Here is a 24,419-nt window from a genome sequence, read left to right as displayed (position 1 = left end):
CGATACATTTACGGAGTCAGGCCTCGATCACGGCGATGGTCTGGTCTTCAGCCACAACATCATCGATGTTCACGAGAATCGATTTGATGTGTCCTGCCGTCGGTGAGGGCACTGGAATTTCCATCTTCATAGCTTCGACGATCGCAATGTCGTCGCCGTTTTCGACGCTTCCACCGACAGAAACGGCGATAGCGCAGATTCGCCCTGCAACTTCAGTCGTGATCTTGATGTCCATATCGCTCCCCAATTGTCCGTTGCGCGTGGGACATGTTCGGTCTGCGCGTGCGGCTTCTTTATTGTGAGGCAGGATTGCCCGGGGTAGCCTGTTCCGCAAGAGGAAATTGCATTCACAAACAAGGTGCACGCAATGCACCGCGACAAGGAGTTGATATGAGTTGGAAGCCTGAACTTGACGAACTCGCACGGCGTGAAGCGTTTGCGCGCGAGATGGGTGGTGCCGACAAGGTCAAACGGCAGCACGATCAGGGCAGGCTGACAGTACGCGAGCGAATCGACAAACTCATCGATCAGAAAAGCTTCCATGAAGTCGGCGCTATTTCCGGCATCGCGGAATATGAGCCGAATGGCGAGCTGAAATCTCTGACACCGGCAAATTGTGTTTTCGGTCGCGGCAAGGTGGACGGCCGTCCAGTTGTCGTTGTCGGCGATGACTTTACCGTTCGCGGTGGTTCGGCCGATGCTTCGATTTCAGCCAAACCGATCATGGCCGAACAGATGGCGCATGATTTTCGGCTTCCCATCATCCGTGTCATTGAAGGATCCGGTGGCGGCGGCTCGGTCAAGACCATTGAGACCAAGGGCGCGGCCAATCTGCCCGGCGGTGTCGGTGGAACGGAGTGGTATTGGTATACGACTGCGAATATGGCCCACGTGCCTGTTGTGGGACTTGGGCTCGGATCGGTTGCCGGCCTTGGTGCCGCGCGCCTCGCGGCCAGTCATTACTCTGTGATGACGAAATCATCGGCAATGTTTGTTGCCGGCCCTCCGGTTGTAGCGCGCCTTGGCCAGTCGCTCGAAAAGCAGGAGCTTGGTGGCTGGCAAATTCAGACCAAGGCCGGTGGTGTTGACCATGCTGTCGACACGGAAGAAGAAGCATTCGAGTGTGCACGGCGGTTTCTGTCGTACTTGCCGTCCTCGGTCTACGATCTGCCGCCGACAACCACGTGCAACGATGATCCCGAGCGTGAGGATGAGGCCCTGCTGAGCGTCGTGCCGCGCAATCGCCGGCAGATTTACAAAATGCGTCCCATCATCGAGTCCGTGGTGGATCGAGGCTCATTTTTTGAGATGAGTCAGAACTTCGGCCGCTCGATTATCGCGGGCCTTGCGCGGCTGCAGGGGCGGGCGGTGCTGATCCTGGCCAGTGATCCTTATATTTACGGTGGATCATGGACCGCCGATGCCTGTCAGAAGGTCGTGCGCTATGTCGACCTTGCCGAAACGTTTCATCTGCCTGTCGTATATCTGATGGATTGCCCTGGTTTTATGATCGGGCTTGATGCGGAAAAGTCAGCGACGATCCGTCATGGCGTTCGTGCAATGGCCGCCGTGAACCAGACGACTGTGCCTTGGTGCACGATCATCGTTCGTAACTCGTTCGGCGTAGCGGGCGTCGTGCACCAACCGGCTGGTCGGTTCTCGATGCGTTATGCATGGCCATCAGGGTATTGGGGCTCGTTGCCGCTGGAAGGTGGCATCGAAGCGGCTTATCGCGCCGACATCGATGCCGCCGAAGACCCGAAGGCAAAGCTTCTCGAAATCGAAGATCGGCTGAATAAATTGCGTTCGCCGTTCAGATCGGCAGAGAAGTTCTGGGTCGAAGAGATCATCGATCCGCGTAAGACGCGCTCGCTGTTGTGCGAGTTCGCGCGTCTTGCAGAGCCGCTGCGGACGCCGGGACCTGTCTCGATGGGGATGCGGCCGTAAGGTTAGCGACGGGCATCCTCAAGGATCATCGCAGCGCCTTTCGAAGCAATCATCGCGGTGGGCGTGTTGGTATTGCCCGACGTGATCGTCGGCATCACCGATGCATCTACCACGCGCAGACCTGCGATGCCGTGAAAGCGCAGACGCTCGTCGACGACCGCCATTGGGTCCGTGGACGAACCCATCTTCGCCGTTCCGACGGGATGGAAAATCGTGGTGCCGATATTACCGGCAGCCTTAGCCAGCGACGCATCGTCATCGCCAACGGTGGGGCCGGGGAGGTATTCCTGGGGATGATACGCAGCAAGCGCGTGCTGCTTCATCAGTTTGCGGGTGACGCGAATGGCATCGGCCGCAACCTGCCGGTCTTGATCGGTCGCCAGATAATTTGGTGCGATCTGCGGTGCCTGGTCAGGCGCATCTGATTTGATGCGGATGGTGCCGCGCGAGGTCGGACGCAGATTGCAGGCCGCAACCGTGATCGCCGGAAAGCGATGCAGCGGCTCGCCGAATTTGTCGAGCGACAACGGTTGGATGTGAAACTGGATGTTGGCGCGCTCCTGGCGTTCGTCGGAGCGCGTGAAGATGCCGAGTTGCGATGGCGCCATGGTCAATGGACCGCGGCGCCGCAACAGGTAATCAACACCCATCCAGCCGCGCTTGAACAGATTGTAGTAAGTCTCGTTCAGGGTTTGCACGCCCTCAACCTTGTAAATGGCGCGTTGCTGCAAATGGTCTTGCAGGTTACGGCCAACGCCCTGACGGTCGAGGACGGTTTCGATGCCAAGCGGAGACAGCCACTCCTGCGGGCCGATACCCGAACGATGCAGCACTTGCACCGATCCGATCGAGCCTGAGCAAAGAATGACTTCCCCCTTTGTGCGTGCTTCGACTGTCTCGCCGCCTTGACTGAATTTAACACCAACAGCGCGGCCGTTCTCGATGATCAGTCGGTCGACAAGGACGTCGGTTTCCAAACGCAGATTGGTGCGCGACAGAGCAGGCTTGAGAAAGCCGCGCGCCGATGACCAGCGTCGCCCGCGCTTCTGGTTGACGTGAAAATATCCGATCCCTTCATTGTTGCCGGTGTTGAAATCAGGAATTTTGCGGATCCCCATTTCGCTGGCGGCATCGGCCACCGCATCGAGGACCTTCCATGAGAGACGCGGTGCTTCAATGCGCCAGCCGCCGCCGACACCGTGATGCTCGCTCTCGCCGAGAAAATGATCTTCGAGCTTCTTGAAAGCGGGTAGCACGTCGTCCCAGCCCCAGCCGGTCAGGCCAAGCTGCCGCCAGTGATCGTAGTCGGCGGCTTGGCCGCGCATCGAGATCATCGCGTTGATCGCGGATGAACCGCCGATCACCTTGCCGCGCGGATATGCCAGCGCGCGCCCGTTTAGACCGGGCTCAGGCTCCGTCTTGAACATCCAGTCGGAGCGCGGATTGCCGATGGCGAACAGATAGCCAACCGGGATGTGAAACCAGATCCAGTTGTCCTTGCCGCCGGCCTCGAGGATCAGCACACGCTTGCTGGCGTCAGCCGAAAGGCGGTTGGCGACGATGCAGCCGGCCGTACCGGCGCCGACAACAATGTAATCGAAATCTCCCTCGAGGCGTTTCGCCATATCCCGTCCTGCGTTTCTTTTCCGTACGGTGCCGTTTATGGCCTCAGCTCACCCTCGCTGTACAGTCCGAACCTGTGCAATTCCCGTTTGCGCGGATATTGGGTCTGTCGCAGGCCCGTGCTAGCTTGCGCTTCCTGATCCGTTCAAGAGGTTTCCATCGTGCCCATCGTCAACCGCGTCGCCGATTTGCACCCCGATATCATGGGTTGGCGCCGTGATCTGCACGCGCATCCCGAGCTCATGTACGACGTGCATCGCACGGCCACCTTTGTTGCCGACCGCCTGCGCGAGTTCGGCTGCGACGAAGTTGCAACCGGACTGGGGCGCACCGGCGTGGTCGGCGTGATCAAGGGACGTAAGCCTGCCAATGGCGGCCTGAAGGCGATCGGCCTGCGCGCGGATATGGATGCGCTGCCGATCGAGGAAGAAACCGGCCTCGAATACAAGTCGACTGTGCCCGGAAAAATGCACGCCTGTGGTCACGATGGACACACGGCGATGCTGCTCGGCGCGGCACGTTATCTCGCTGAGACGCGGAATTTTTCCGGCAATGCGGTCGTGATTTTTCAGCCTGCGGAAGAGGGCGGTGCCGGTGCTGCCGCAATGATCAAGGACGGTCTGATGGACCGTTTCAATGTCGAGCAGGTCTACGGCATGCACAACAGTCCCGGCATGCCGATTGGGACGTTTGCGACGCGCGTGGGTCCCGCCATGGCGGCGACCGATCACGTCAACATCCATATCGAAGGTGTTGGTGGGCATGCTGCGCGACCACACAAGAGCATCGATTCGGTCCTGGTGGGGGCTCAGCTCATCACGGCGCTGCAATCAGTGATCTCACGCAGCGTCGATCCGCTCGATGCCGCGGTGCTGTCGATTTGCGAGTTTCACGCCGGTAATGCACGCAATGTGATTCCGCAGACTGCAGAGCTCAAAGGAACGGTGCGGTCATTGACACCTGAAGTCAGGGATCTGATGGAACAGCGCATCCGTGAAGTGGTCGCCGGTGTCGCGCAGCTCTCGGGCGCCAAGATCGCTCTTGAATATGAGCGAAGCTATCCGGTTCTGGTCAACCATGCCGCTGAGACCGATATCGCGGCGCGCGTAGCCGCCGAGATCGTCGGTAGAGACAATGTCAGCACCGATATTCCGCCGGTGATGGGGGCCGAAGACTTCGCCTACATGGTGGAAGCTCGACCGGGTGCCTTCATCTTCATTGGGAACGGGGATAGCGCGGGCCTGCATCACCCCGCCTACAATTTTGACGACGATGCCATCGTCTATGGCTCGTCCTATTGGATCAGGCTAGTCGAGACTCAGCTCGCAGGCTGAGTCGATAATCCCGGAACTTCGTCCTGTTCTGTCGCCTTCGGAACTCTGTCATTCCATTCGCGTTTGAAAGGCGGAATGCGCACCGCGTTTACCAACGATGACATGGGAGATGACGGCCATGAAGGATAAGGACCTCCACGATCTGTTCTTCGATACCCTCAAGGACATTTATTTCGCTGAAAAGCATATCCTGAAAGCTCTGCCGAAAATGGCGAAGGCTGTGCATTCGGACAAGCTGCGCGCGGCGTTCGAAAAGCATTACGGTGAGACCGAGGGACAGGTGGATCGGCTGGAGAAGATTTTCGACATGCTCGATAAGCCGGCGAGAGGCAAAACCTGCGAAGCCATTCAAGGTATCCTCGACGAAGGCAAGGAGATTATGGACGAGTACAAGGGCACTGAGGCGCTCGATGCGGGCCTCCTCGCTGCTGCGCAGGCGGTCGAGCATTACGAGATATCGCGCTATGGAACCCTCAAGGCGTGGGCCACAAAGCTGGGTATGGCAGAGGCCGCGCGCCTGCTGAATGAAACTCTTCAAGAAGAGCACAAAACTGACGAAGCGCTGACCAGCATCGCGCTTGCTGCGGTGAATTCCGAAGCGCTCGCGGCCTGATATTGCGCCACGAATGAACCACCGGCGACATATGCTCTCCGGTGGTTAGGGCTCGAGAATTGGTCAGGCGGCATCGCGCCTGCGCAGGAATGATGCCGCAATCTTTAAATCCTGCACGAACGCTTTGTATTCGCGCTCCTTGGCGTCTTCATCGGGCAAACGTAACAGATAGGACGGGTGAACCGTCACCAGTGCCTTCGCGTCTTCCAGATCGATCAAATGACCGCGGTTCTTGCCGATGGGCGTGATCTTGCCGAACACGCTTTGCGCGGCGGTTGCTCCCATGGCTACAACGAGAAGCGGTTTGATCACGGCGCGTTCGCGCTCGTACCATTGACGGCATGCTTTGATTTCGGGCGTGTTCGGCTTCTGGTGCAACCGGATTTTACCGCGTGGCACAAACTTGAAATGTTTCACCGCGTTGGTGACGTAGACTTTCTCGCGGTCGATACCCGCATCTTCCAATGCGCGATTGAGAACCTGGCCCGCGGGCCCAACAAATGGTTTGCCCGCCAGGTCTTCCTTGTCACCCGGCTGCTCGCCGACGAGCATGATTGGCGCGTGGCGAGGTCCTTCGCCGAATACGGTCTGGGTGGCATCTTTCCATAGAGGGCAGGCACGGCAATCGGCGGCGTCCGCCCGCAACGCTGTCAGATTGTCCGACGCGGAATGCTTCGCCATTGGGACTTCTTCCTTCCGCTGCTGCGACGCTCGCGGCTCGGGAGCGTCACGTGCGATCATCGCCTGCGTCGTGCGTGAAGCCTTCTCGATCAACGGATCAATCAGTGAGGCCTCGGGAAGGTTCCGCCAGTATTTCCGGGGCATTTCTGTTTGCATGGCTTTGATCTTCAACCGCGCGGGATTGAAAATGCTGGCGTAATAAGTGAGCCAAACCTCTTCGAGTGGATCGCTCGACGGCGCATCGGCCTTTCGCGCGCCTTCGGTAAAGATGGTCCGGTGGCCGTCCCAGTGGGCACAGCGATCAGGTGTCAGGATCGACCAAGGAACATCAGCGAAACGCCGTTCAAAGAATGGGGCAGAGAGTTCGACAATATGGTGTATGGGCTCGAACCATGCGACGAAACGGCTATCGCGGCCGTTGCCGAATTCCCGGAAGCGGACAAACGCATGCATCTTGTGTTCGTCACGGCGAACATCTTTCACAAGCGCTCGCACGTGGGCGACATCAGCATCCGTCGACAGATCGAGAAGATCGGGACATTGTCGTAGCCGCCAGAGCATTCGGTACAGCAGGCCAAACCGGTCGGCTGTGCGGTTGAGGATCGCGATCTGTGCGAGATCGACGAAGGCGGCAGGCACGTTGAATGTTACGCCTGGCTCGATCTCCGGGAGGCGCGTGGCTTGAAACAGGCTGAGGTCCTGGCCTGCAACGCTCCAGCCGATGTCTTCGGGAGCCACGTTGTTCAGTGCGAATGCCCGTGCGGCTTCACGCCAGCCAGGGAAGTCGATGTCATGGTCGAGAACGATAACGTGCAAGTTCAGAATCCAAATCCAAGTTGTGTTGCCCGCGGTCGAAACATTTCAACTAGGCGCCGGCTGTCGAGCAGCGAAGCTGCAGGCCTGTGATCGGCGAGAATGATGAAGGGAAGGGCTTTGTTCCGCGGGACGTTCAGCCGCGCGAGATCGCCCGCGCGGATGTGCATGATGCGGCGCGCGCCGATGATGCGATCGACGGTTTTGATGCCAAATCCTGGCACCCGCAGCAGGTCTTCGCGGCTTGCGCGATTGACGTCGAGCGGGAAGCGGTCGCGGTGGCGTAACGCCCATGCGAGTTTCGGATCGATATCGAGCGGCAGCATGCCACCTTCCAACGGATTGGTGATCTCACCGATCTCGAAGCCGTAAAACCGCATGAGCCAGTCAGCCTGATAGAGCCGGTGTTCACGAACCAGCGGCGGAGCCTGCAGCGGCAGACCACGGCTTGCATCAGGGATCGGACTGAAAGCCGAATAGTAGACGCGCTTGAGCTGGTAGGAGCTGTAGAGATTGGCGCTGGTCTCGAGAATGGTCTGGTCGTTCGAGCTGTCGGCGCCGATGATCATCTGCGTGCTCTGGCCTGCCGGCGCAAAACGCTGGGCATGCTTGGTCGACTTGCTTTCTTTCGCCTCATCTAATTTCAGACGCAGCCGCCCCATGGTGCGGCGGATCGCGCGGACGTCTTTCTCCGGAGCGAGCTTTGTCAGGCTGCTTTCAGTCGGCACTTCAATATTGATGCTGAGACGGTCAGCGTACTTTCCCGCTTCCGCGATCAACGCGTCATCTGCTTCCGGGATCGTCTTGAGATGGATGTAGCCGCGGAAGTGATGATCCTCGCGCAGGCTCTTCGCCACCCGCACGACCTGTTCCATGGTGTAGTTGGGACTGCGGATGATGCCGGACGAGAGAAAGAGACCTTCGATATAGTTGCGGCGATAGAAATCGAGCGTCAGTTTGACGGCTTCCTCGACCGTGAAGCGCGCCCGTTGCACGTTCGAAGAGGCGCGATTGATGCAGTAGAGACAATCGTAGTTGCAGGCATTGGTGAGCAGGATTTTCAGGAGCGAAATACATCGGCCGTCTGGAGCGTAAGAATGACAGATTCCCATCCCGGCATCGGTCGAGCCCATGCCTTTGCCGTCGCGGCTGTCCCGCGTTTCGGTTCCACTGGAGGCGCAGGAGGCGTCGTACTTGGCGGCATCCGCCAAAATGGCCAGTTTCTCTTGCACATCCATCTTCGATCTCTTTGTTCTGATTGATGAAAACGAGCCGGTTGACTCTTCAGCCGCTCTTAGCTTTATATTAGAACATATCATGAACAAATAAGCGCGTCATTCGTTCAATCGGCGGTGACGATTTTCTAAATGTAGGAGCGGCGCATGACCGGCGCGCGCATGAACACACTTGCGTCTTTGCGAAAGACCATCGGCCGTCTCGAAGGCGAGACGAATGGGCTGGTGCGCGTTGCGTTGGGTCATGTCGATGCGGATGCAACGCTTCATGGCGGCTTGGTGCGTGGCGCGCTGCATGAAGTGTTCGCCGAAGGCGGGCGCAACGCCGCAGCGGCGACCGGTTTCACCGCAGGGCTTGCTCATCGCCTGTCTGGACGACGGCCATTGCTCTGGGTGCGGCAGGATTTTGCGGAAGTTGAATCCGGTGCGTTGTCGCTCGGAGGCTTGGCTGAATTGGGTCTGGACCCGCGCTTGCTGGTCGTTGTCAGAGCCGCGGATGCCGAAGAGGCGTTGCGTGTGAGCGCCGATGCTCTGGCATGCGATGCGCTTGGCGCGGTGGTACTCGATGTCTGGGGTGAGGTGCGCCAGCTCGATCTGGTGGCGAGCCGCAAGCTGACACTCACTGCGCGGACGTCCAACGTCACATGTTTGGTGCTGCGCACGTCGGCCATACCTGCGACCAGCACGGCGGAAACACGCTGGATGGTGCGCAGTGCGCCATCACCCGTGGCAACCGAAGCATGGGGCGCCCCGATGCTCGATGCCGAACTCGTTCGCAATCGTCACGGTCAGACCGGGCGATGGATCATGGAGTGGAAATGTGATGAGGGCCTCTTCCGTGAACAGGCGTCGTATTCTCAGCCTGTGGCTGTCGCGCCTGCCTACCGACAGATTGAACCGGCTGCCAGGCGTCGCGCTGGATAACGAGCGTCCCTGCGTCGTTGTTGGCAAGCTTAACAACGCATTGCAGGTCAGAGCACTGAACGACGCAGCCGCGCGCATTGGGCTTGAAGAGGGTCTGCCGCTTGCCAATGCGCGCGCGATTGATCCTGACGTGCAGGTCTTTGATCTGGACGAGGCCGCGGATACCAAACTGCTGGAGGACATTGCCGATTGGTGTGATCGTTTCACGCCGCTGGTGGCGCTCGATCCGCCATATGGCTTGTTTCTCGATATCAGCGGGTGCGCGCATCTGTTCGGCGGCGAAGCCGCAATGCTGCGCACCATCTGCACGTCGTTCAACCAGCAACGCTTCATCGTCAATGCAGCAATTGCCGGGACGGCAGTCTGCGCGCGTACGCTGACACGTGCTTCACGAACCTGCATTGTTCAGGATGGAAAAGAAGCTGAGGCGGTCAGCAGGTTGCCGGTGTTTGCCCTCTGCGCCGATGATGCGATCACGCGAGGGCTGCGCCGTGCCGGATTGAAGACCATTGGTGACGTGGCTTCACGCGCACCGCATGAACTGACCGCACGTTTCGGTGCGGCTTTCACGGATCTCCTGCAGCAGGCCTTGGGGCAGGGCGATGCGCCGATCTCGCCGCGTAAGCCGTTGCCGGATTTTATGGTGGAGAGGCGCTTTGCGGAGCCCGTTGCGACCGATGGAGTGATTACATCCATCTTATCAAGCCTCGCGCAGATGCTGGTTGAGGCGATGGACAAGCAGGGCAAGGGCGCGCGCCGATTGGAGGCGAGCTTCTTCCGCACGGATGGCGTGGTGCGTGTTATCGCGGTGGACGCAGGGCGTCCCGTGACGAAAGCAGCGGTGGTGAATCGCCTGTTCCGCGAACGACTGGATGCTTTGGCGGATCCGCTCGACCCTGGTTTCGGTTTCGATCTCATCCGCCTATCTGCAAGCCACGTCGAAATCGTCGTGCAAGAGCAGCGTGATTTCGACACGCGTGTTCAAGAGAACGACGAAGTTGCGGCCCTGATCGACCGCATCTCCGCGCGCATCGGCAGCCAGCGTGTTGTAGTTCATCTGCCGCAGGACACACATATCCCTGAACATACTGAGATGGCTTTGCCAGCGCAGCGGCACCTGACAGCGGCTTCCGTTGCAGAATGGCCTGCCCGTGTGGAAGGCGAGCCTCCGCTGCGTCCGCTGCGCCTCTTCGAAAAGCCGGAAATAATCGATGTGCCTTTTGCGACCGTGCCAGATGGTCCGCCGCGTCGCTTCACATGGCGACGGGCAACTCATTCTGTCGTCCGGGTGGAAGGACCCGAGCGCATCGCCATGGAATGGTGGCATCATAAGGGGGAAGAGGATGAAGCTTTGACGCGCGATTACTTCCGGGTCGAAGACGAGGAGGGGCTGCGCTTCTGGATCTATCGCGATGGCCTTTATCATGAGATGGCCGCTCCGGATGGCCAGGCTGCTCCGGAAGAGGATAAGCCCGTTTCACCGAAGTGGTTCATGCACGGATTGTTCGCATGACGGCTTATGCGGAAATCGGCGTCACGACGAATTTCTCCTTCCTGCGCGGTGGTTCTCATCCTCAGGAGTATGTCCACGCGGCCAGCGAGCTTCGGCTTCCCGCTATCGGTCTTGCTGATCGCAATACGCTGGCAGGTGTCGTGCGTGCTTACAGCGAGTTGGAGAATCCGGATGTCACGCACAAGCCAAAACTGCTCATCGGTTCGCGTCTCGTGTTCATGGACGGGACGCCGGACATCCTTGTCTATCCGCGCGATCGCGCTGCCTATGGTCGCCTTTGTCAACTCCTGACGGTTGGGAAACGAAGGGCGGATAAGGGCGAGTGCAACCTCGAGATCGGTGATTTGCTGGAGTATTCCGAAGGCCAATTACTGGTTTTGACACTCCCGCATCGCTTTGATGTGGTGCTGGTGCTGAAAACGCTCGATCGGTTGAAACGCAGTGGTGCGAATGGAGTTTGGCTGGCGGCGAGCCTGCTTTATCGCGGTGATGACAAGCGGCGTCTGGCAAGGCTGCAACGTATCGCCGCTACGGGGCGTGTGCCTCTGCTCGCGACCAACGAGGTGCTTTATCATCATCCTGCCCGTAGGTCCTTGCAGGATGTACTGACGTGCATTCTGGAAAAGACGACTATTCACGCCATCGGCAAAAAGCTTCAGGCCAATGCCGAACGTCATCTGAAGTCAGGCACAGAGATGGCGCGATTGTTTCGGGATGTCCCGGAGGCGATTGAGGAGACGATGCGTTTCTCCGATCGCATCAACTTCACGCTCAAAGAATTAGAATATCAGTATCCAGACGAGCCCGTGCCTCCCGGAAAGACAGCGCAACAGCATCTCGAAGATCTGACCTGGGAGGGTGTCCGAACCTATTATCCGGAAGGGCCAAGGCCCGATGTCAGGAAAACCTTGGAGAGGGAACTCGCGCTGATCCGGAGCTTCGACTACGCGCATTATTTTCTTACGGTGCATGACATTGTGCGTCACGCGCGCAACGAAGGCATTCTGTGTCAGGGGCGGGGATCGGCAGCAAATTCGGCTGTGTGCTACGTGCTTGGGATCACCTCAGTCGATCCGACGAGTACCGATTTGTTGTTCGAACGCTTTCTCTCTCAAGAGCGCAGAGAGCCTCCCGATATCGATGTCGATTTCGAGCATTCACGCCGCGAGGAGGTGATGCAGTATGTCTACAAGCGTTATGGCCGCCATCGCGCGGCGATTGTGGCGACCGTCATTCATTACCGGCCGCGTAGCGCCATTCGTGATGTCGGCAAGGCACTCGGGTTGACGGAAGATGTCACTGCCGCATTGGCTGATACCGTGTGGGGAAGCTGGGGCGCAGGCCTTAGCGAGATGCAGGTCAAGCAGGCCGGATTCGATCCCAACAATCCAATGATCTTCCGCGCCGTCGAACTGGCGACTGAATTGATCGAATTTCCCCGGCATCTCTCCCAGCATGTGGGCGGTTATGTGCTGACGCAGGATCGGCTCGATAGTTATGTACCGATCGGCAATGCCGCGATGGACGATCGCACTTTCATTGAGTGGGACAAGGATGACATCGATACGCTGAAGATGATGAAGGTCGATGTGTTGGCGCTCGGCATGCTGACCTGCATTCGCAAGTGCTTTGATCTGATCGCGGATCATAAGGGAACACGTTACGTGCTTGCCGATATTAAATCGGAAGACGACAACGAAGTTTATCAAATGCTGCAAAGAGGTGAGTCTTTGGGCGTGTTCCAAGTCGAGAGCCGGGCGCAGATGAATATGTTGCCGCGCCTCAAGCCGCGCAATTTTTATGACTTGGTGATTGAAGTCGCCATCGTTCGGCCGGGGCCAATCCAGGGAGATATGGTTCATCCCTATTTGAAGCGGCGAAAAATGAAGCCGGAAGAGATTGAATATCCTTATCCAAAGGGTGGGAATAAAAATGAACTGAAGGATGTTTTGCAGAAAACATTGGGCGTGCCTTTATTTCAAGAGCAGGCCATGCGTATCGCTATGGTGGCCGCTGAATTTACGTCTGAAGAAGCCAATGGCTTGCGTCGTGCTATGGCAACGTTCCGGAATGTCGGAACCATGCCGAAGTTCGAGAAGCGGATGGTTAGCAGGATGATCGCACGCGGTTATGATCCTGCATTCGCTCAAAGCTGTTTCGATCAGATCAAAGGCTTCGGTAGCTATGGGTTTCCTGAAAGCCATGCGGCGAGCTTTGCGCAGCTTGTATATGTGTCCTCATGGCTCAAATGCTTTCACCCCGATGCGTTCTGCTGCGGGTTGTTGAATTCACAGCCGATGGGATTTTACGCGCCGGCACAGATCGTCGGCGATGCGCGCAAGAATGGTGTTGAAGTCCGCGAGATCGATGTGTCCAACAGCTTTGGCCAAAATACGCTGGAGGAGAAAAGCGGCCAGCATAACGCGGTGCGCCTTGGTTTTCGCCAGATTGACGGGTTTGAGATCTTTGATGTCGATGACAGGCTTCCTGAGAAATTCGGCACGGATCCAGGGAAGCCCCGCGAGAAATACTGGGATCAGCGCATTGTCGATGCGCGTGCGCGAAAGAAGTTCACGTCACTGGAGGATTTTGCTCGGGAAACTGGATTGCCGAAGCGGGCCCTGATCCTGCTTGCGGATGCCGACGCATTTCGCTCGTTGGGTCTCGATCGCCGCGAAGCTTTGTGGACGGTGCGGCGGCTCCCGGATGATGTCCAGCTACCATTGTTCTCGGCGGCTGCGGCGCGCGAGCAGCCGGACGAAGGCGCAAAGCCGCTGCCCGTCATGCCGTTGCCGGAACAGGTGGTGGCGGACTATCAGACCATCCGTCTTTCACTCAAAGGTCACCCGATGGAATTCCTGCGGCCGATGTTCACGAAGGAAGGCATGATCTCCTGCCAAGGCGTGAACCATGCCAATGATAAGCGCCGTGTGCGCTGTGCTGGCGTGGTGCTGGTGCGGCAGCGTCCAGGCAGCTCCAAGGGTGTCGTGTTCATGACGTTGGAGGATGAGACCGGCATCGCCAATGTTGTGGTCTGGCCGAAGATCATGGAGATCTTCCGCAAGGAAGTCATGGGTTCACGGCTGATCGAAATCGAAGGCGTTATTCAAAGCAGCCCCGAGAAGGTCGTGCATCTGGTGGCGGAACGATTGATCGATCGATCCTATGATCTGCAACAACTCGCCAATGATGCGCTCAGCCGCAAACCTGTCGTGCCCAATGGTGCCGATGTGATCGAGCCACTGGAGAGCGAATTGCGCTCAGACATGCCGGCGCACAAGATGCGCCATCCGCGCAATGTACGTATTCTCCCACGGTCGAGAGATTTCCACTGAGGTCGCTTGATGTGCTGAATGTTCGGCGCGATGTTTCGGCGTCTATTCCCGGAGACGCCGATGCAATCGACCCGCGATATTCTGTCCGATCTTTGGACGCTTGGTGGAGGTGATCGATCCGCACTCGATGCCGTCACGTTGACCGGACAGGAGCCTGTACTCCCATCATCATTTCGCGTCGGTGCGGCGGCGCAGGTGACGATTGCTGCAGCCGGCCTTGCTGCCGCCGAGATCTGGAAGGCCCGCAGCGGTCAGGCGCAGGCAGTCTCGGTTGATATGCTGCATGCTGCTGTGGAGTGCCGCAGCGAGCGTTATCTCCGTGTCGATGACAAGCCGCCTCCGCCTGCCTGGGACCCGACCGCTGGCATCTACAGAACCGGTGATGGCCGCTACGTGCGCCTCCACACAAATTTCCCCCATCATCGCGACAACATTTGCAAGGTGCTTGCTTGCAAGCCGGAGCGCGACGACGTGCAGCGCGCGTTGATGCAGTGGAAGGCCGGGGACTTCGAAATGCAGGCCTATGCAGGTGGCTGCGTGGTCTCGATGATGCGTTCGCATGACGAGTGGCTCGCGCATCCGCAGGCCAAAGCGCTGGAGCAATTGCCGCTGCTCACGATCGAGAAGATCGGGGAAGCGGTGCCGAAACCTTGGTCGGCGGGAGACCGCCCGCTGGCAGGACTACGCCTTCTTGATCTGTCGCGTGTGATCGCGGGACCTGTTGCGGGCCGCACCTGGGCGGCGCATGGCGCGGACGTCATGCTGATGTCTTCGCCCAATCTCCCGTCGATTCCGTGGCTGGTGATCGATACCGGGCGTGGCAAGCTGTCCAGCTTCGCCGATCTCAAGACGGAAGAGGGGCGCAACACGCTGCGCGAACTGTTGGCGAAAGCCGATATCTTCTCACAAGGCTATCGACCACAATCGATCGCAGCCCTCGGGTTTTCGCCAGAGGAGGCTGCGCGAATAAGCCCCGGCATTATCTATGTGTCGCTGTCGGCCTATGGTCATGTCGGTCCATGGGCGGGGCGCCGAGGCTTCGATTCACTCGTGCAGACATCGACCGGCTTCAATCATGCCGAAGGGCAGGCGGCCGGGATTGAGGGGCCCAAAGAGTTGCCGATGCAGATTCTCGATCATGCGACCGGTTATCTGATGGCGTTCGGGGCAATGATGGCGCGGCTGCGACAGGCGCGCGAAGGCGGCAGTTGGCACGTCAGGGTCTCGTTGGCCCAGACGGGACGATGGCTCTGGGATTTCGGCCGTTTGGATGATGGACTTGGCCACGCCGATATCCGGAGCGAGGCGGTTGAACCATTTCTCGAAGACAACCCGTCAGGCTTTGGGAAACTACGGGCCATTCGTCATTCGGCAATGCTTTCGGTGACCCCTTCAAGATGGGTCCGTCCCGCAGTGCAACTAGGATCCAGCCCGACGGCGTGGCCAGAAGCCGACATTAACTGAAAATAATATCCATCTCGCCGTTTTTGATTGTCCTAAACTACAAAGTAGCACTATTAGCGCATTGGCTGCGTCAGCCCGCCGCAGGAAACATTTCGCATGACCAAAGACAACTCCCGATTGAGCGGCTTTTCCGCCGTATTTCAGGGCCTTGCCCGGCGGCGTTTAGCTGTTGGTGCAGGGCTGCTGGTGCTCGCCGCTGTGGCCGCCTTTGGTCTGACGCGCGGGGAAGCTCCGGAGAAGGATAGTTCCGAGATTTCGAGCCAGTCGCGAAAAAGTGTTTTTCGCTACACCCCAACGCCAACTGAGCTCGCCAGCCTAACCATCCAGCCGGTCAGCGAGCATGTATTCCGCGCCGAGCACACCACCGAGGGCAAGATCGCGGTCGATGAGGACCGCTCGACCCCGGTGTTTTCGCCGTACGCAGGCCGGGTCACGAAGCTGTTGGCGCGGCCAGGCGATCGGGTGACGCAGGGGCAGCCTCTGTTCGTCATTGAGGCCGCTGACACTGTACAGGCTCAGAACGACTTCATCACGGCGGTGACAGCCCTCAACAAGGCAAAGTCGCAGCTTGAGCTGGCGCAAATCCAGGACAAGCGGGCGCACGACCTCTACGAGGGCAAGGCCGCGCCGCTCAAGGATTACCAGCAATCGCAGGCGGCGCTTGTGTCAGCCCAGAACGACATGCGTTCATCGGAGACCGCACTCGAAGCTGCGCGCAACCGCCTGCGCTTCCTCGGTCTCACTGATGAAGCTATTGCCGCCTTTCAGGAAAAAGGGCGGATCAATCCGGAAACGACGATCTATTCGCCGATTACCGGCACTGTGGTTCAACGCAAGATTGGACCCGGCCAATACGTGAATTCCGGCGCAAGCGATCCCGTGTTCGTGATCGGTGATCTCTCGACCGTGTGGCTGACCGCATTCGTTCGGGAGACCGAAGCTCCGGCTATCGAAGTGGGGCAGGAGATGAGCTTCAGCGTTCTCGCGCTCCCGGGCAAAACCATGACGGCGCGAATCAATTACGTCTCGGCTGCAATCGACCCCTCGACGCGCCGGTTGATGGTTCGTGCCACGATCGATAATCCCGGCGGAGTGCTCAAGCCGGAGATGTTTGCCAACGTTACGATCTACTCCGCCGGTGATCGTCCAGCCGTTGGCGTGCCGAAGCAGGCATTGATCTATGAAGGCGATCAAGTGCGGGTCTGGATTGCGCGTGACGACAAATCCATTGAGTTGCGCCAGATCAAGGTCGGCTTGGCCAATGGCGATCTCGTGGAAGTGAAGGGCAATCTGTCTCCTGGGGATCGGATCGTGACCAAGGGTAGTCTATTCATCGATCGTGCCGCATCATCAGGAACCTAGTTCGAGTCGTGTCTTTCCCTGAAAGATTTCGCTCTTTTTGAAAGACCCGGTCTCGATGGATCGCCTTGTTGCTCTTGCCGTCAACCGCCGCTATCTCATGGTGGCGCTCTTCGTGGTTGTCCTGATTGGTGGCGTTTTTGCCTTCCAGCAGCTTAACATCGAAGCTTACCCTGATCCCACGCCACCGATGGTCGACATCGTCACGCAAAGCGCGGGCCTGTCGGCGGAGGAAGTCGAGCGTTACATCACGATTCCGATCGAGACTCAGGTGGCGGGTCTTAAGAACCTGCGCACCATCCGAACGATTTCGCTCTACGGCCTTTCCGACGTCAAACTGCAGTTCTCGTTCGATTATACCTACGAAGAAGCTTTGCAGCAGGTGCTCAATCGGCTGTCGCAGCTCTCGCCCCTACCAGGCAATGTACAACCGCAGATTTCGCCGCTGAGCCCGATCGGTGAAATTTATCGCTATCGCTTGGTCGGTCCGCCGAACTACAGCGTCCTTGATCTCAAGACACTGCAGGACTGGGTGCTGCAGCGGCGATTCCGCGCCGTACCAGGCGTCATCGACGTCACCAGTTGGGGCGGCAAGACCAAGACTTATGAGCTTCAGGTCGATTTCAACAAGCTGATTGCCTACGGCTTGACCCTGCCGCAACTGCTTCAGGCGGTCAGCAATTCGAATATCAATGTCGGTGGCAACACCGTAAACATCGGCGCGCAGTCGGCGGTGGTGCGCGGTGTTGGGTCGATCCGTTCCGTCGACGATCTGGCGACCACCATGATCGCCCAGAGCGGGGGCAATCCCGTTCTCGTGAGAGACGTGGCCGATGTCACCATCGGCGCCAAGCCGCGCCTTGGCATTGCCGGCATGGACAGTGACGACGACATCGTGCAGGGCATCGTGCTGATGCGCCGCGGCGAGCAGAGCGCACCGACGATTTCGCGCGTGGAAGAACTCGTCAAATCGATCAACAAGTCGACCATCCTGCCGCCCGGCGTCCGGATTGAACGCATCTATGACCGCAAGGACCTGATCGACACCACCACGCACACAGTGCTGCACAACATGGTTGTCGGCATTCTGTTGATCGTGCTGCTGCAATGGTTGTTCCTCGGCGATCTGCGCAGCGCCGTTATCGTCGGCGCCACAATTCCGTTTGCGCTGTTCTTTGCCGTCATCATCCTGGTGTTGCGGGGAGAGTCGGCAAACCTGCTCTCCGTCGGCGCCATCGACTTCGGCCTGATCGTGGACGGCACAGTCATTATGGTGGAGGCGATCTTCCGCCGCCTGTCGCATACAACAGAGTTGTCGCTGGAAGAGCGGACCGCAATCTCGCCCGAAACCATCATGGGCATTAAGAAGCATGCGATTTTGAGCGCCGCAGCGGACGTTTCGCGGTCGATCTTCTTTGCGGCGGCGATCATCATCGCGGCGTTTCTGCCGCTGTTCACCCTGAGCGGCGTGGAAGGTCATATCTTTGGGCCGATGGCCAAGACGTACGCTTACGCCCTGGCTGGTGGTCTCCTGGCGACATTTACAGTCACGCCCGCGCTGAGCGCGATCATTCTTCCTGCCCATATGGAGGAAACCGAGACGCGGATCGTGCAATGGCTGCATCGCATCTATATGCCGATACTGAATTGGGCCGTTGGCAGCCGCAGGGTCGTGATGTCGCTGGCCGTGGGCCTCGTCGTACTCACATTTATCGCGGTCCGTTTCCTGGGCCTTGAGTTTCTGCCGAAGCTCGAAGAGGGCAATCTCTGGATTCGCGCGACCTTGCCGCCGACGATTTCGCTGGAGGAGGGCAACTCCTACGTCAACGAGATGCGAAAGCTCATCCGCTCACGGCCGGAAGTCGAATCGGTGGTGTCGCAACATGGCCGGCCGGACGACGGCACTGATGCAGCTGGCTTGTTCAATGCGGAATTCTTTGCGCCATTGAAGCCCGTCAGCCAGTGGCCTGGCTCTCATGACAAAGACGAGGTGACAAGTGAGCTGCTGGCGCAGTTGCAGAGCAAATTCCCCGGTGTTGAGTTCAACTTCTCGCAATACCTGCAGGATAACGTCGCCGAAGCCGTCTCGGGCGTGAAGGGTGAGAACTCGATCAAGCTCTACGGCAACGATCTCGTTGAACTCACGAATACGGCGAACAAAATCAAATCGGTACTTTCAACGGTGAAAGGTATCACTGACCTTTCGGTGTTCACCTCTCTGGGCCAGCCGACGATCCAGATCGACATCGACCGGGCACGGGCGGCGCGGTATGGGCTTTCGCCAGGCGACATTAATGCGACGATCCGCGTGGCGATCGGCGGGGATACCGCAGGCGACCTGTATGAACCAGGCAGTGACCGGCATTTTCCGATCATCGTTCGTCTAGCCCCGGAGTATCGCAAGAGCGCGGAAGCGATCCAAAATCTCAGAATCGGCGTGCAGGGGCCGAACGGAATTACGCAAATTCCGCTGAGCGAAGTGGCGTCGATCAATCTTGTCTCCGGTGCCGCGTATATCTATCGCGAACAGCAGGAGCGCTACTTACCGATCAAGTTCTCGGTGCGTGAACGAGACCTCGGCAGCGCCATCCAGGAAGCGCAAGACAAGGTCGCGGAGCAGGTGCAGCTTCCGCCGGGCTCGCACATGGAGTGGGTGGGCGAGTTCGGCAATCTGCAGGATGCGATCCGGCGTTTGTCGATTGTCGTTCCGATCAGCCTTGCCCTTATCGCCATGTTGCTGTGGTTCAATTTCGGTTCGATGGTCGACACGCTGCTGGCAATGAGCGTGATTCCAATGGCGGTGTTCGGCGGCGTGCTCGGATTGCTGTTCAGCGGCATCCCGTTCAGCGTCTCTGCGGCAATCGGATTTATCGCGCTGTTCGGCATTGCCGTGATGGACGGCATCATCATCCTGTCACAGTACAATCAGTTGATCGACGAGGGGATGGATCGTGTGAGGGCGGCCATTCGCACCGGTGAATTGCAGTTGCGTCCGGTGTTGATGACCTGCGCCGTCGCCGGCATTGGCCTGCTGCCAGCCGCGATGTCGACCGGCATTGGATCGCAGGTTCAGAAGCCGCTCGCTGTAGTTGTGGTGACCGGCATGGCGCTAGCGCCGCTTGTGATCTTGATCACGCTGCCGGTGCTGATCTCGGTCTTCTCCCGCCGGACGCGGTGAACGGCCTATTGGCCTGACGGTGTTCGCAAACCATGCCAGGCGTCACGCACCTGGTGATAGTGAACCTCAGGCAGATAATCCGGCGTATTGAGGCCAAGGGTGCGGACGTCGAGGCGGCCAATAGCGCTCAACAATGTATAAGATGCAATGACACGGTCGCGCTGCGCCACGATCTGGCGGGTCCGTGCGGAAGTCAGATCCTGTTGTGAGTTCAGGACGTCGATGGTGGTGCGTTGACCGGCCTGCGCTTCACGCTGGACGCCCTGAAGCGCAATGTTCGCGGATTTCACTTCGGCCTCGGCGGCGGAAAGCGCAACCTTTGTACCTTCGCTGCTGATCCAGGCGCTGATCGCGGCCGTTCGGGTCTGACTCCTGACCTGTTCCAGCACCTGGCGGCTTTGGGCGGCTGTTTCCTTTGCCTGTCGTGTCTGTGAGGCAGCCGTGCCGCCGTCATAGATCGGCACGGTGAGGGCGCCGATTACGGAGGCCTGATCGGCCCGCTTGGTACCGAGGTTAGGATCGCTGTCGGAGCTGCGATTGACGTTGCCCTGCACATTGACCTGCGGCAGCAGGCTGCTTTCGGCAACACTAATGTTCGTGGTCGCAACATCGACGTCATACGTCGCGCCCATCACCGCGGGATTTTCTTTGATCGAGGCCTCGACGGCGTCCTGTTGGCCGCGCGGGACGAAACGGTCGACGGTCTGAGCCGGCGCGAGGCTGCCGGGCATATTGCCGATCACCTGTGCGTAGACGGCACGGCTGGTCTCAAGCGCGACTTCAGCGGCGTTGAGATCGGCCAGACCGCGGCTCAGCCGGGCTTCGGCCTGTGCCGTGTCGGTTGGCGTGACGTCCCCGGCATCGAGGCGCTTTTTTGTAATACCGACAGTCTCGCGCAGGAACGCGACGTTGCCGCGCTGGGCTTCGACCAGGGCCTGATTGGCGATGACGTTCATATAGGCCGTGACGGCGTCCAGCAGCACGCCTTGGCCGGTATTACGCAAAGCCTCTCGGCCTGAGCGCACCTGAAGCTCGGCAACACGGACGCTGCTGGCGGTCTTGAAGCCGTTAAAGAGGTTCTGCGTGACGGTCACGCCGATCGTCCAAGGCTTCAGGGAGGCGGTCTGGATCGTGTTGTCGACGAGCAGATTACGGACCGGCTGTAACCCGGCGCTGAGACTTGCAACGATTTGCGGCCGATACCCAGCGAGCGCCTGCGGGACATTTTCATCGGTTGCGCGCTGCTGGGCCCGCGCAGCATTGAGCTGAGGATTGGATTGGTAGGCTTTGACGAGAGCCTCGTTGAGGCTTTCGGCCTCGGCGGAACCGGCAAAACTAACGCCAAAGGCGACGCTGGACCACAGCACGCGCCACCGCAAGCGACCGATCCCTGAACCACGCCGAACCATCGTTTCCTGCAACAACCTTGAGCGCCACCGCTTGGGTGCCGTCCTCATCCGTACACTGTTTAGAGGGCGCCGGTGCGCCGGGCAAACCGTCCGGCAAAGAAATTCCGAAGCTGTGACAATGTGATCGCCTTTGTCCCCTGAAAAGCTACATTTGGCCGCCTGATCAACGGTCTGTGATGGGATTGCGGGCCACCTATCGCTATGTCAGGGATAGGCGCTTTCCCTCGGCGTCCGCCGGTGTCGATAACTCAGCAGAAACTGTATGCCGAGAGTTTTTTCCGATCTAGAAGCGATCGCGGATGACATTATTCGCGAAGTTGGGACGAAATTGGTGGTCGGGCTGCCGCTTGGACTGGGCAAGGCGAATCACATCATCAATGCATTGTTCAGACGCGCGGTCGCTGACCCGTCGATCCACCTCTCGATCTTCACGGCGCTGACGCTGGAAAAGCCCACCCCATCAACCGACTTGGAACGGCGGTTTATCGGGCCCGTGATCGAGCGCTTGTTCGGCGGCTATCCCGATCTCGACTATGCCAAGGCGCTTCACGCCAAGGTTTTACCGCCCAATATCGAGGTCATCGAGTTCTTCTTCCTTGCCGGCAAATGGCTCGGCAATTCCTATGCGCAAGAGCATTACATCGCCGCGAACTACACTCATGCGGCGTCCTATCTGCTGACACGCGGCGTCAATGTGATCGCCCAGCTCGTCGCCAAACGCGTCGTCAACGGCGAGACGCGTTACAGTCTCAGCGGAAACACCGACACCACCCTGGACTTCATGAAGGCCCGCGGGGAGGGCCGTACAACCTTCAAGATCGTAGGGCAGGTGAATTCTGAACTGCCTTTTATGCCCGGCGAGGGTGATCTGTCCGCTGATGAATTCCACGCGGTTCTCGATAGTCCCGAGACGGATTTTCCGTTGTTCGCACCGCCGTCCGAGCCGATCGCTGATGCAAAATATGCAATCGGTCTCCATGCGGCTGGTCTCATCCGGGATGGTGGCACGTTACAGATTGGTATCGGTCAGGTCGGCGACGCGCTAGCGCAGGGGCTGATCGTTCGTCACCGTAACAACGCGGCGTTTCGAGATGTCATGTCGCGGCTTGCACCGGATCGTCCCTTGTTGGAACGCGGCCCGTTTGTGTTTGGTCTCTACGGCGTCAGTGAAATGTTCTTCGAGGCGTTTCTCGCCTTGATTGATGCGGACATTATCAAGCGGGAGGTCGACGGCGTCCTGCTTCACGCCGCGTTCTTCCTCGGTCCGAAATCCTTTTACCGCGCATTGCGCGAGATGGCGCCTGAGCTGCTCGATCGCATCCAGATGATGCCGGTGTCGTTCACCAACGAGATCTACGGCAGCGAGAGCGAAAAGCGGCGCGCACGCGTTGATGCACGCTTTGTGAACAACGCGATGATGGTGACGTTATTGGGCGCTGCGATCTCCGACGGTCTCGACAATGGTCAGGTGGTCAGTGGTGTCGGCGGACAATATAATTTTGTGGCGCAGGCGTTCGCGCTGGAAGATGCCCGGTCGATATTGACACTCGAAGCCACACGCGGCTCGGGCAAAAAACTCGTGTCGAATATCCGCTGGTCGTACGGCCACACGACAATCCCGCGCCATCTACGCGATGTTGTGATTACGGAGTACGGCGTCGCCGATCTGCGGGGACGTTCCGATGCGGACGTGATCGCTGCAATGCTTTCGATCGCAGACTCACATTTTCAGGATGAATTGATGAGGCAGGCGAAAGACGCTGGAAAACTTTCCAACGCCTATGAGATTCCGTCCGCTCATCGTGAGAATTATCCCGACCGGATTGCCAAGGCCTTGAAGCCTGCGCGGGACGCAGGATTGTTGCCGGCATTTCCTTTCGGAAGCGATTTCACCGATGTCGAGCAGCGGCTGATTCCCGCTCTGCAAATTCTTGCACAAGCCTCAGCCAATCCACTGGATGTGATCCGGCTGGCGGTTAAGGGCGTCCTTGCAGGCCAACCGGATTTGAATACGATGAATTGCTTGTCGCGTTTGCAACTTGGCCGGCCGAAATCATTATCCGACCGGCTCTATCGTGCGCTCATCATCGCGTCGCTTGAACGCAGCAGTAAACTTAGCGGTGCTTGAAGTTCGGTTTCCGCTTCTCAATGAAGGCGGCCATGCCTTCCGAGCGATCTTCAAGGGCAAAGGTTGCGTGGAAGAGGTCGCCTTCCAGATTCATGCCCTCGGCCAACGACGTTTCAAGCGCGCGGTTGACGGCATTCTTGGCCATCGCTGCGACCGGTTGTGACATTCCGGCGATCTTCTCCGCGATCGCCAGGGCTTCTTCCATCAGCTTGTCGACTGGAAAAATGCGACTCACCAAACCGGAGCGCTCGGCTTCCGCGGCATCCATCATGCGGCCGGTCAGACACAGGTCCATCGCCTTGGATTTTCCGACCGCGCGGGTCAGGCGCTGGGTCCCGCCGAGCCCCGGAATGGTGCCCAGGGTGATTTCCGGTTGGCCGAACTTGGCGGTATCAGATGCAATGATGATGTCGCACATCATTGCAAGTTCGCAGCCGCCGCCCAGTGCGTAACCACTGACGGCTGCAATGGTCGGCTTCTTGCAGGTGGCGACGCGATCGCCGCCAATGTCCATGAAATCCTGACTGTACATGTCGATGAATTTCTTGGGCTGCATTTCCTTGATGTCGGCTCCGGCAGCAAACGCCTTTTCATTACCGGTGACGATGATGCAGCCAATGGCGTCATCGGCCTCTAAGTCATCAACTGCAGCGGCGATCTCGCCAAAGACGCCAAAGGACAAAGCATTGAGCATTTTCGGACGATTGATCTGGATGATTCCAACCGCGCCTTTGTTCTCTACGATGATGTGCTCGAATGCCGCCATGGTCTGCCCTGTATATTTTTGAAGTAACGTCTGATCATCCATTGCATTCACTGTGCCTGCTCAGGCAGAGCTCCGCAAGATCGGTTCACAGGCCGGC

16 protein-coding genes are annotated in these 24,419 nt (G+C 58.6%); 10 read left to right on the top strand and 6 right to left on the bottom strand.

Annotation, left to right across the window (positions count from 1 at the left end; genetic code table 11):
* Nucleotides 1-16: 16 nt before the first annotated feature.
* Nucleotides 17-235, bottom strand: a complete 219-nt coding sequence (locus ACZ5C3_RS19380; protein ID WP_464032208.1) for an acyl-CoA carboxylase biotin carboxyl carrier protein subunit — start codon at nt 233-235, stop codon at nt 17-19.
* A 155-nt stretch (nt 236-390) separates the two neighbouring features.
* On the opposite strand from ACZ5C3_RS19380, the gene ACZ5C3_RS19375 reads away from it, so the two are divergent.
* Nucleotides 391-1,947, top strand: a complete 1,557-nt coding sequence (locus ACZ5C3_RS19375) for an acyl-CoA carboxylase subunit beta (RefSeq protein WP_464032206.1) — start codon at nt 391-393, stop codon at nt 1,945-1,947.
* 2 nt (nt 1,948-1,949) lie between these two features.
* Here the strand turns inward: ACZ5C3_RS19375 and ACZ5C3_RS19370 are convergent, their stop codons facing one another.
* Nucleotides 1,950-3,572: a GMC family oxidoreductase gene (locus ACZ5C3_RS19370; protein WP_464032204.1), complete on the bottom strand. Its 1,623-nt coding sequence runs from the start codon at nt 3,570-3,572 to the stop codon at nt 1,950-1,952.
* A gap of 159 nt (nt 3,573-3,731) precedes the next feature.
* Between ACZ5C3_RS19370 and ACZ5C3_RS19365 the strand changes: the two genes are divergently transcribed.
* Both ACZ5C3_RS19365 and ACZ5C3_RS19360 read left to right on the top strand, forming a co-directional pair.
* Nucleotides 3,732-4,904 (top strand): M20 aminoacylase family protein, encoded by a 1,173-nt coding sequence (locus ACZ5C3_RS19365; protein ID WP_464032202.1) that lies wholly within the window; start codon nt 3,732-3,734, stop codon nt 4,902-4,904.
* A 109-nt stretch (nt 4,905-5,013) separates the two neighbouring features.
* Nucleotides 5,014-5,517 (top strand): YciE/YciF ferroxidase family protein, encoded by a 504-nt coding sequence (locus ACZ5C3_RS19360; RefSeq protein ID WP_464032201.1) that lies wholly within the window; start codon nt 5,014-5,016, stop codon nt 5,515-5,517.
* 63 nt (nt 5,518-5,580) lie between these two features.
* On the opposite strand, the gene ACZ5C3_RS19355 is transcribed toward ACZ5C3_RS19360, so the two are convergent.
* Nucleotides 5,581-7,014, bottom strand: a complete 1,434-nt coding sequence (locus ACZ5C3_RS19355; RefSeq protein ID WP_464032199.1) for a UdgX family uracil-DNA binding protein — start codon at nt 7,012-7,014, stop codon at nt 5,581-5,583.
* Nucleotides 7,015-7,016: 2 nt separating this feature from the next.
* A complete protein-coding gene (locus ACZ5C3_RS19350) occupies nt 7,017-8,249 on the bottom strand; it encodes a putative DNA modification/repair radical SAM protein (protein WP_464032197.1) in 1,233 nt (410 codons plus the stop codon).
* Nucleotides 8,250-8,393: 144 nt separating this feature from the next.
* On the opposite strand from ACZ5C3_RS19350, the gene ACZ5C3_RS19345 reads away from it, so the two are divergent.
* The 6 genes from ACZ5C3_RS19345 (at nt 8,394) to ACZ5C3_RS19320 (ending at nt 20,019) form a co-directional block, all read left to right on the top strand.
* A complete protein-coding gene (locus ACZ5C3_RS19345) occupies nt 8,394-9,170 on the top strand; it encodes an ImuA family protein (protein ID WP_464032195.1) in 777 nt (258 codons plus the stop codon).
* Entirely contained in the window at nt 9,070-10,683 is a 1,614-nt protein-coding gene (locus ACZ5C3_RS19340; RefSeq protein WP_464032194.1) for a DUF6504 family protein, read from the top strand. The genes ACZ5C3_RS19345 and ACZ5C3_RS19340 overlap by 101 nt, the downstream gene beginning before the upstream one ends.
* A complete protein-coding gene (locus tag ACZ5C3_RS19335) occupies nt 10,680-14,018 on the top strand; it encodes an error-prone DNA polymerase (RefSeq protein ID WP_464032192.1) in 3,339 nt (1,112 codons plus the stop codon). The genes ACZ5C3_RS19340 and ACZ5C3_RS19335 overlap by 4 nt, the downstream gene beginning before the upstream one ends.
* 60 nt (nt 14,019-14,078) lie before the next feature.
* Nucleotides 14,079-15,482 carry a CoA transferase gene (locus ACZ5C3_RS19330; protein ID WP_464032190.1) on the top strand — a complete coding sequence of 468 codons (1,404 nt, stop codon included), beginning with the start codon at nt 14,079-14,081 and terminating at the stop codon, nt 15,480-15,482.
* A 96-nt stretch (nt 15,483-15,578) separates the two neighbouring features.
* Nucleotides 15,579-16,844 (top strand): efflux RND transporter periplasmic adaptor subunit, encoded by a 1,266-nt coding sequence (locus ACZ5C3_RS19325; protein WP_464032189.1) that lies wholly within the window; start codon nt 15,579-15,581, stop codon nt 16,842-16,844.
* Between the two features lie 55 nt (nt 16,845-16,899).
* Nucleotides 16,900-20,019, top strand: a complete 3,120-nt coding sequence (locus ACZ5C3_RS19320; RefSeq protein ID WP_464044223.1) for an efflux RND transporter permease subunit — start codon at nt 16,900-16,902, stop codon at nt 20,017-20,019.
* A gap of 5 nt (nt 20,020-20,024) precedes the next feature.
* On the opposite strand, the gene ACZ5C3_RS19315 is transcribed toward ACZ5C3_RS19320, so the two are convergent.
* Nucleotides 20,025-21,428, bottom strand: coding sequence for a TolC family outer membrane protein (locus tag ACZ5C3_RS19315; protein WP_464032187.1), 1,404 nt, complete (start codon nt 21,426-21,428; stop codon nt 20,025-20,027).
* A gap of 262 nt (nt 21,429-21,690) precedes the next feature.
* Here ACZ5C3_RS19315 and ACZ5C3_RS19310 point away from each other — a divergent pair, with 262 nt between their 5' ends.
* Nucleotides 21,691-23,556, top strand: a complete 1,866-nt coding sequence (locus ACZ5C3_RS19310; protein ID WP_464032185.1) for an acetyl-CoA hydrolase/transferase C-terminal domain-containing protein — start codon at nt 21,691-21,693, stop codon at nt 23,554-23,556.
* On the opposite strand, the gene ACZ5C3_RS19305 is transcribed toward ACZ5C3_RS19310, so the two are convergent.
* Nucleotides 23,543-24,322 (bottom strand): enoyl-CoA hydratase, encoded by a 780-nt coding sequence (locus tag ACZ5C3_RS19305; RefSeq protein WP_464038379.1) that lies wholly within the window; start codon nt 24,320-24,322, stop codon nt 23,543-23,545. The genes ACZ5C3_RS19310 and ACZ5C3_RS19305 overlap by 14 nt on opposite strands.
* Nucleotides 24,323-24,419: the final 97 nt, after the last annotated feature.

This window comes from Afipia dichlorophenoxyacetatis, assembly GCF_055386385.1.
This window is presented reverse-complemented; position numbering and strand designations above follow the sequence as displayed.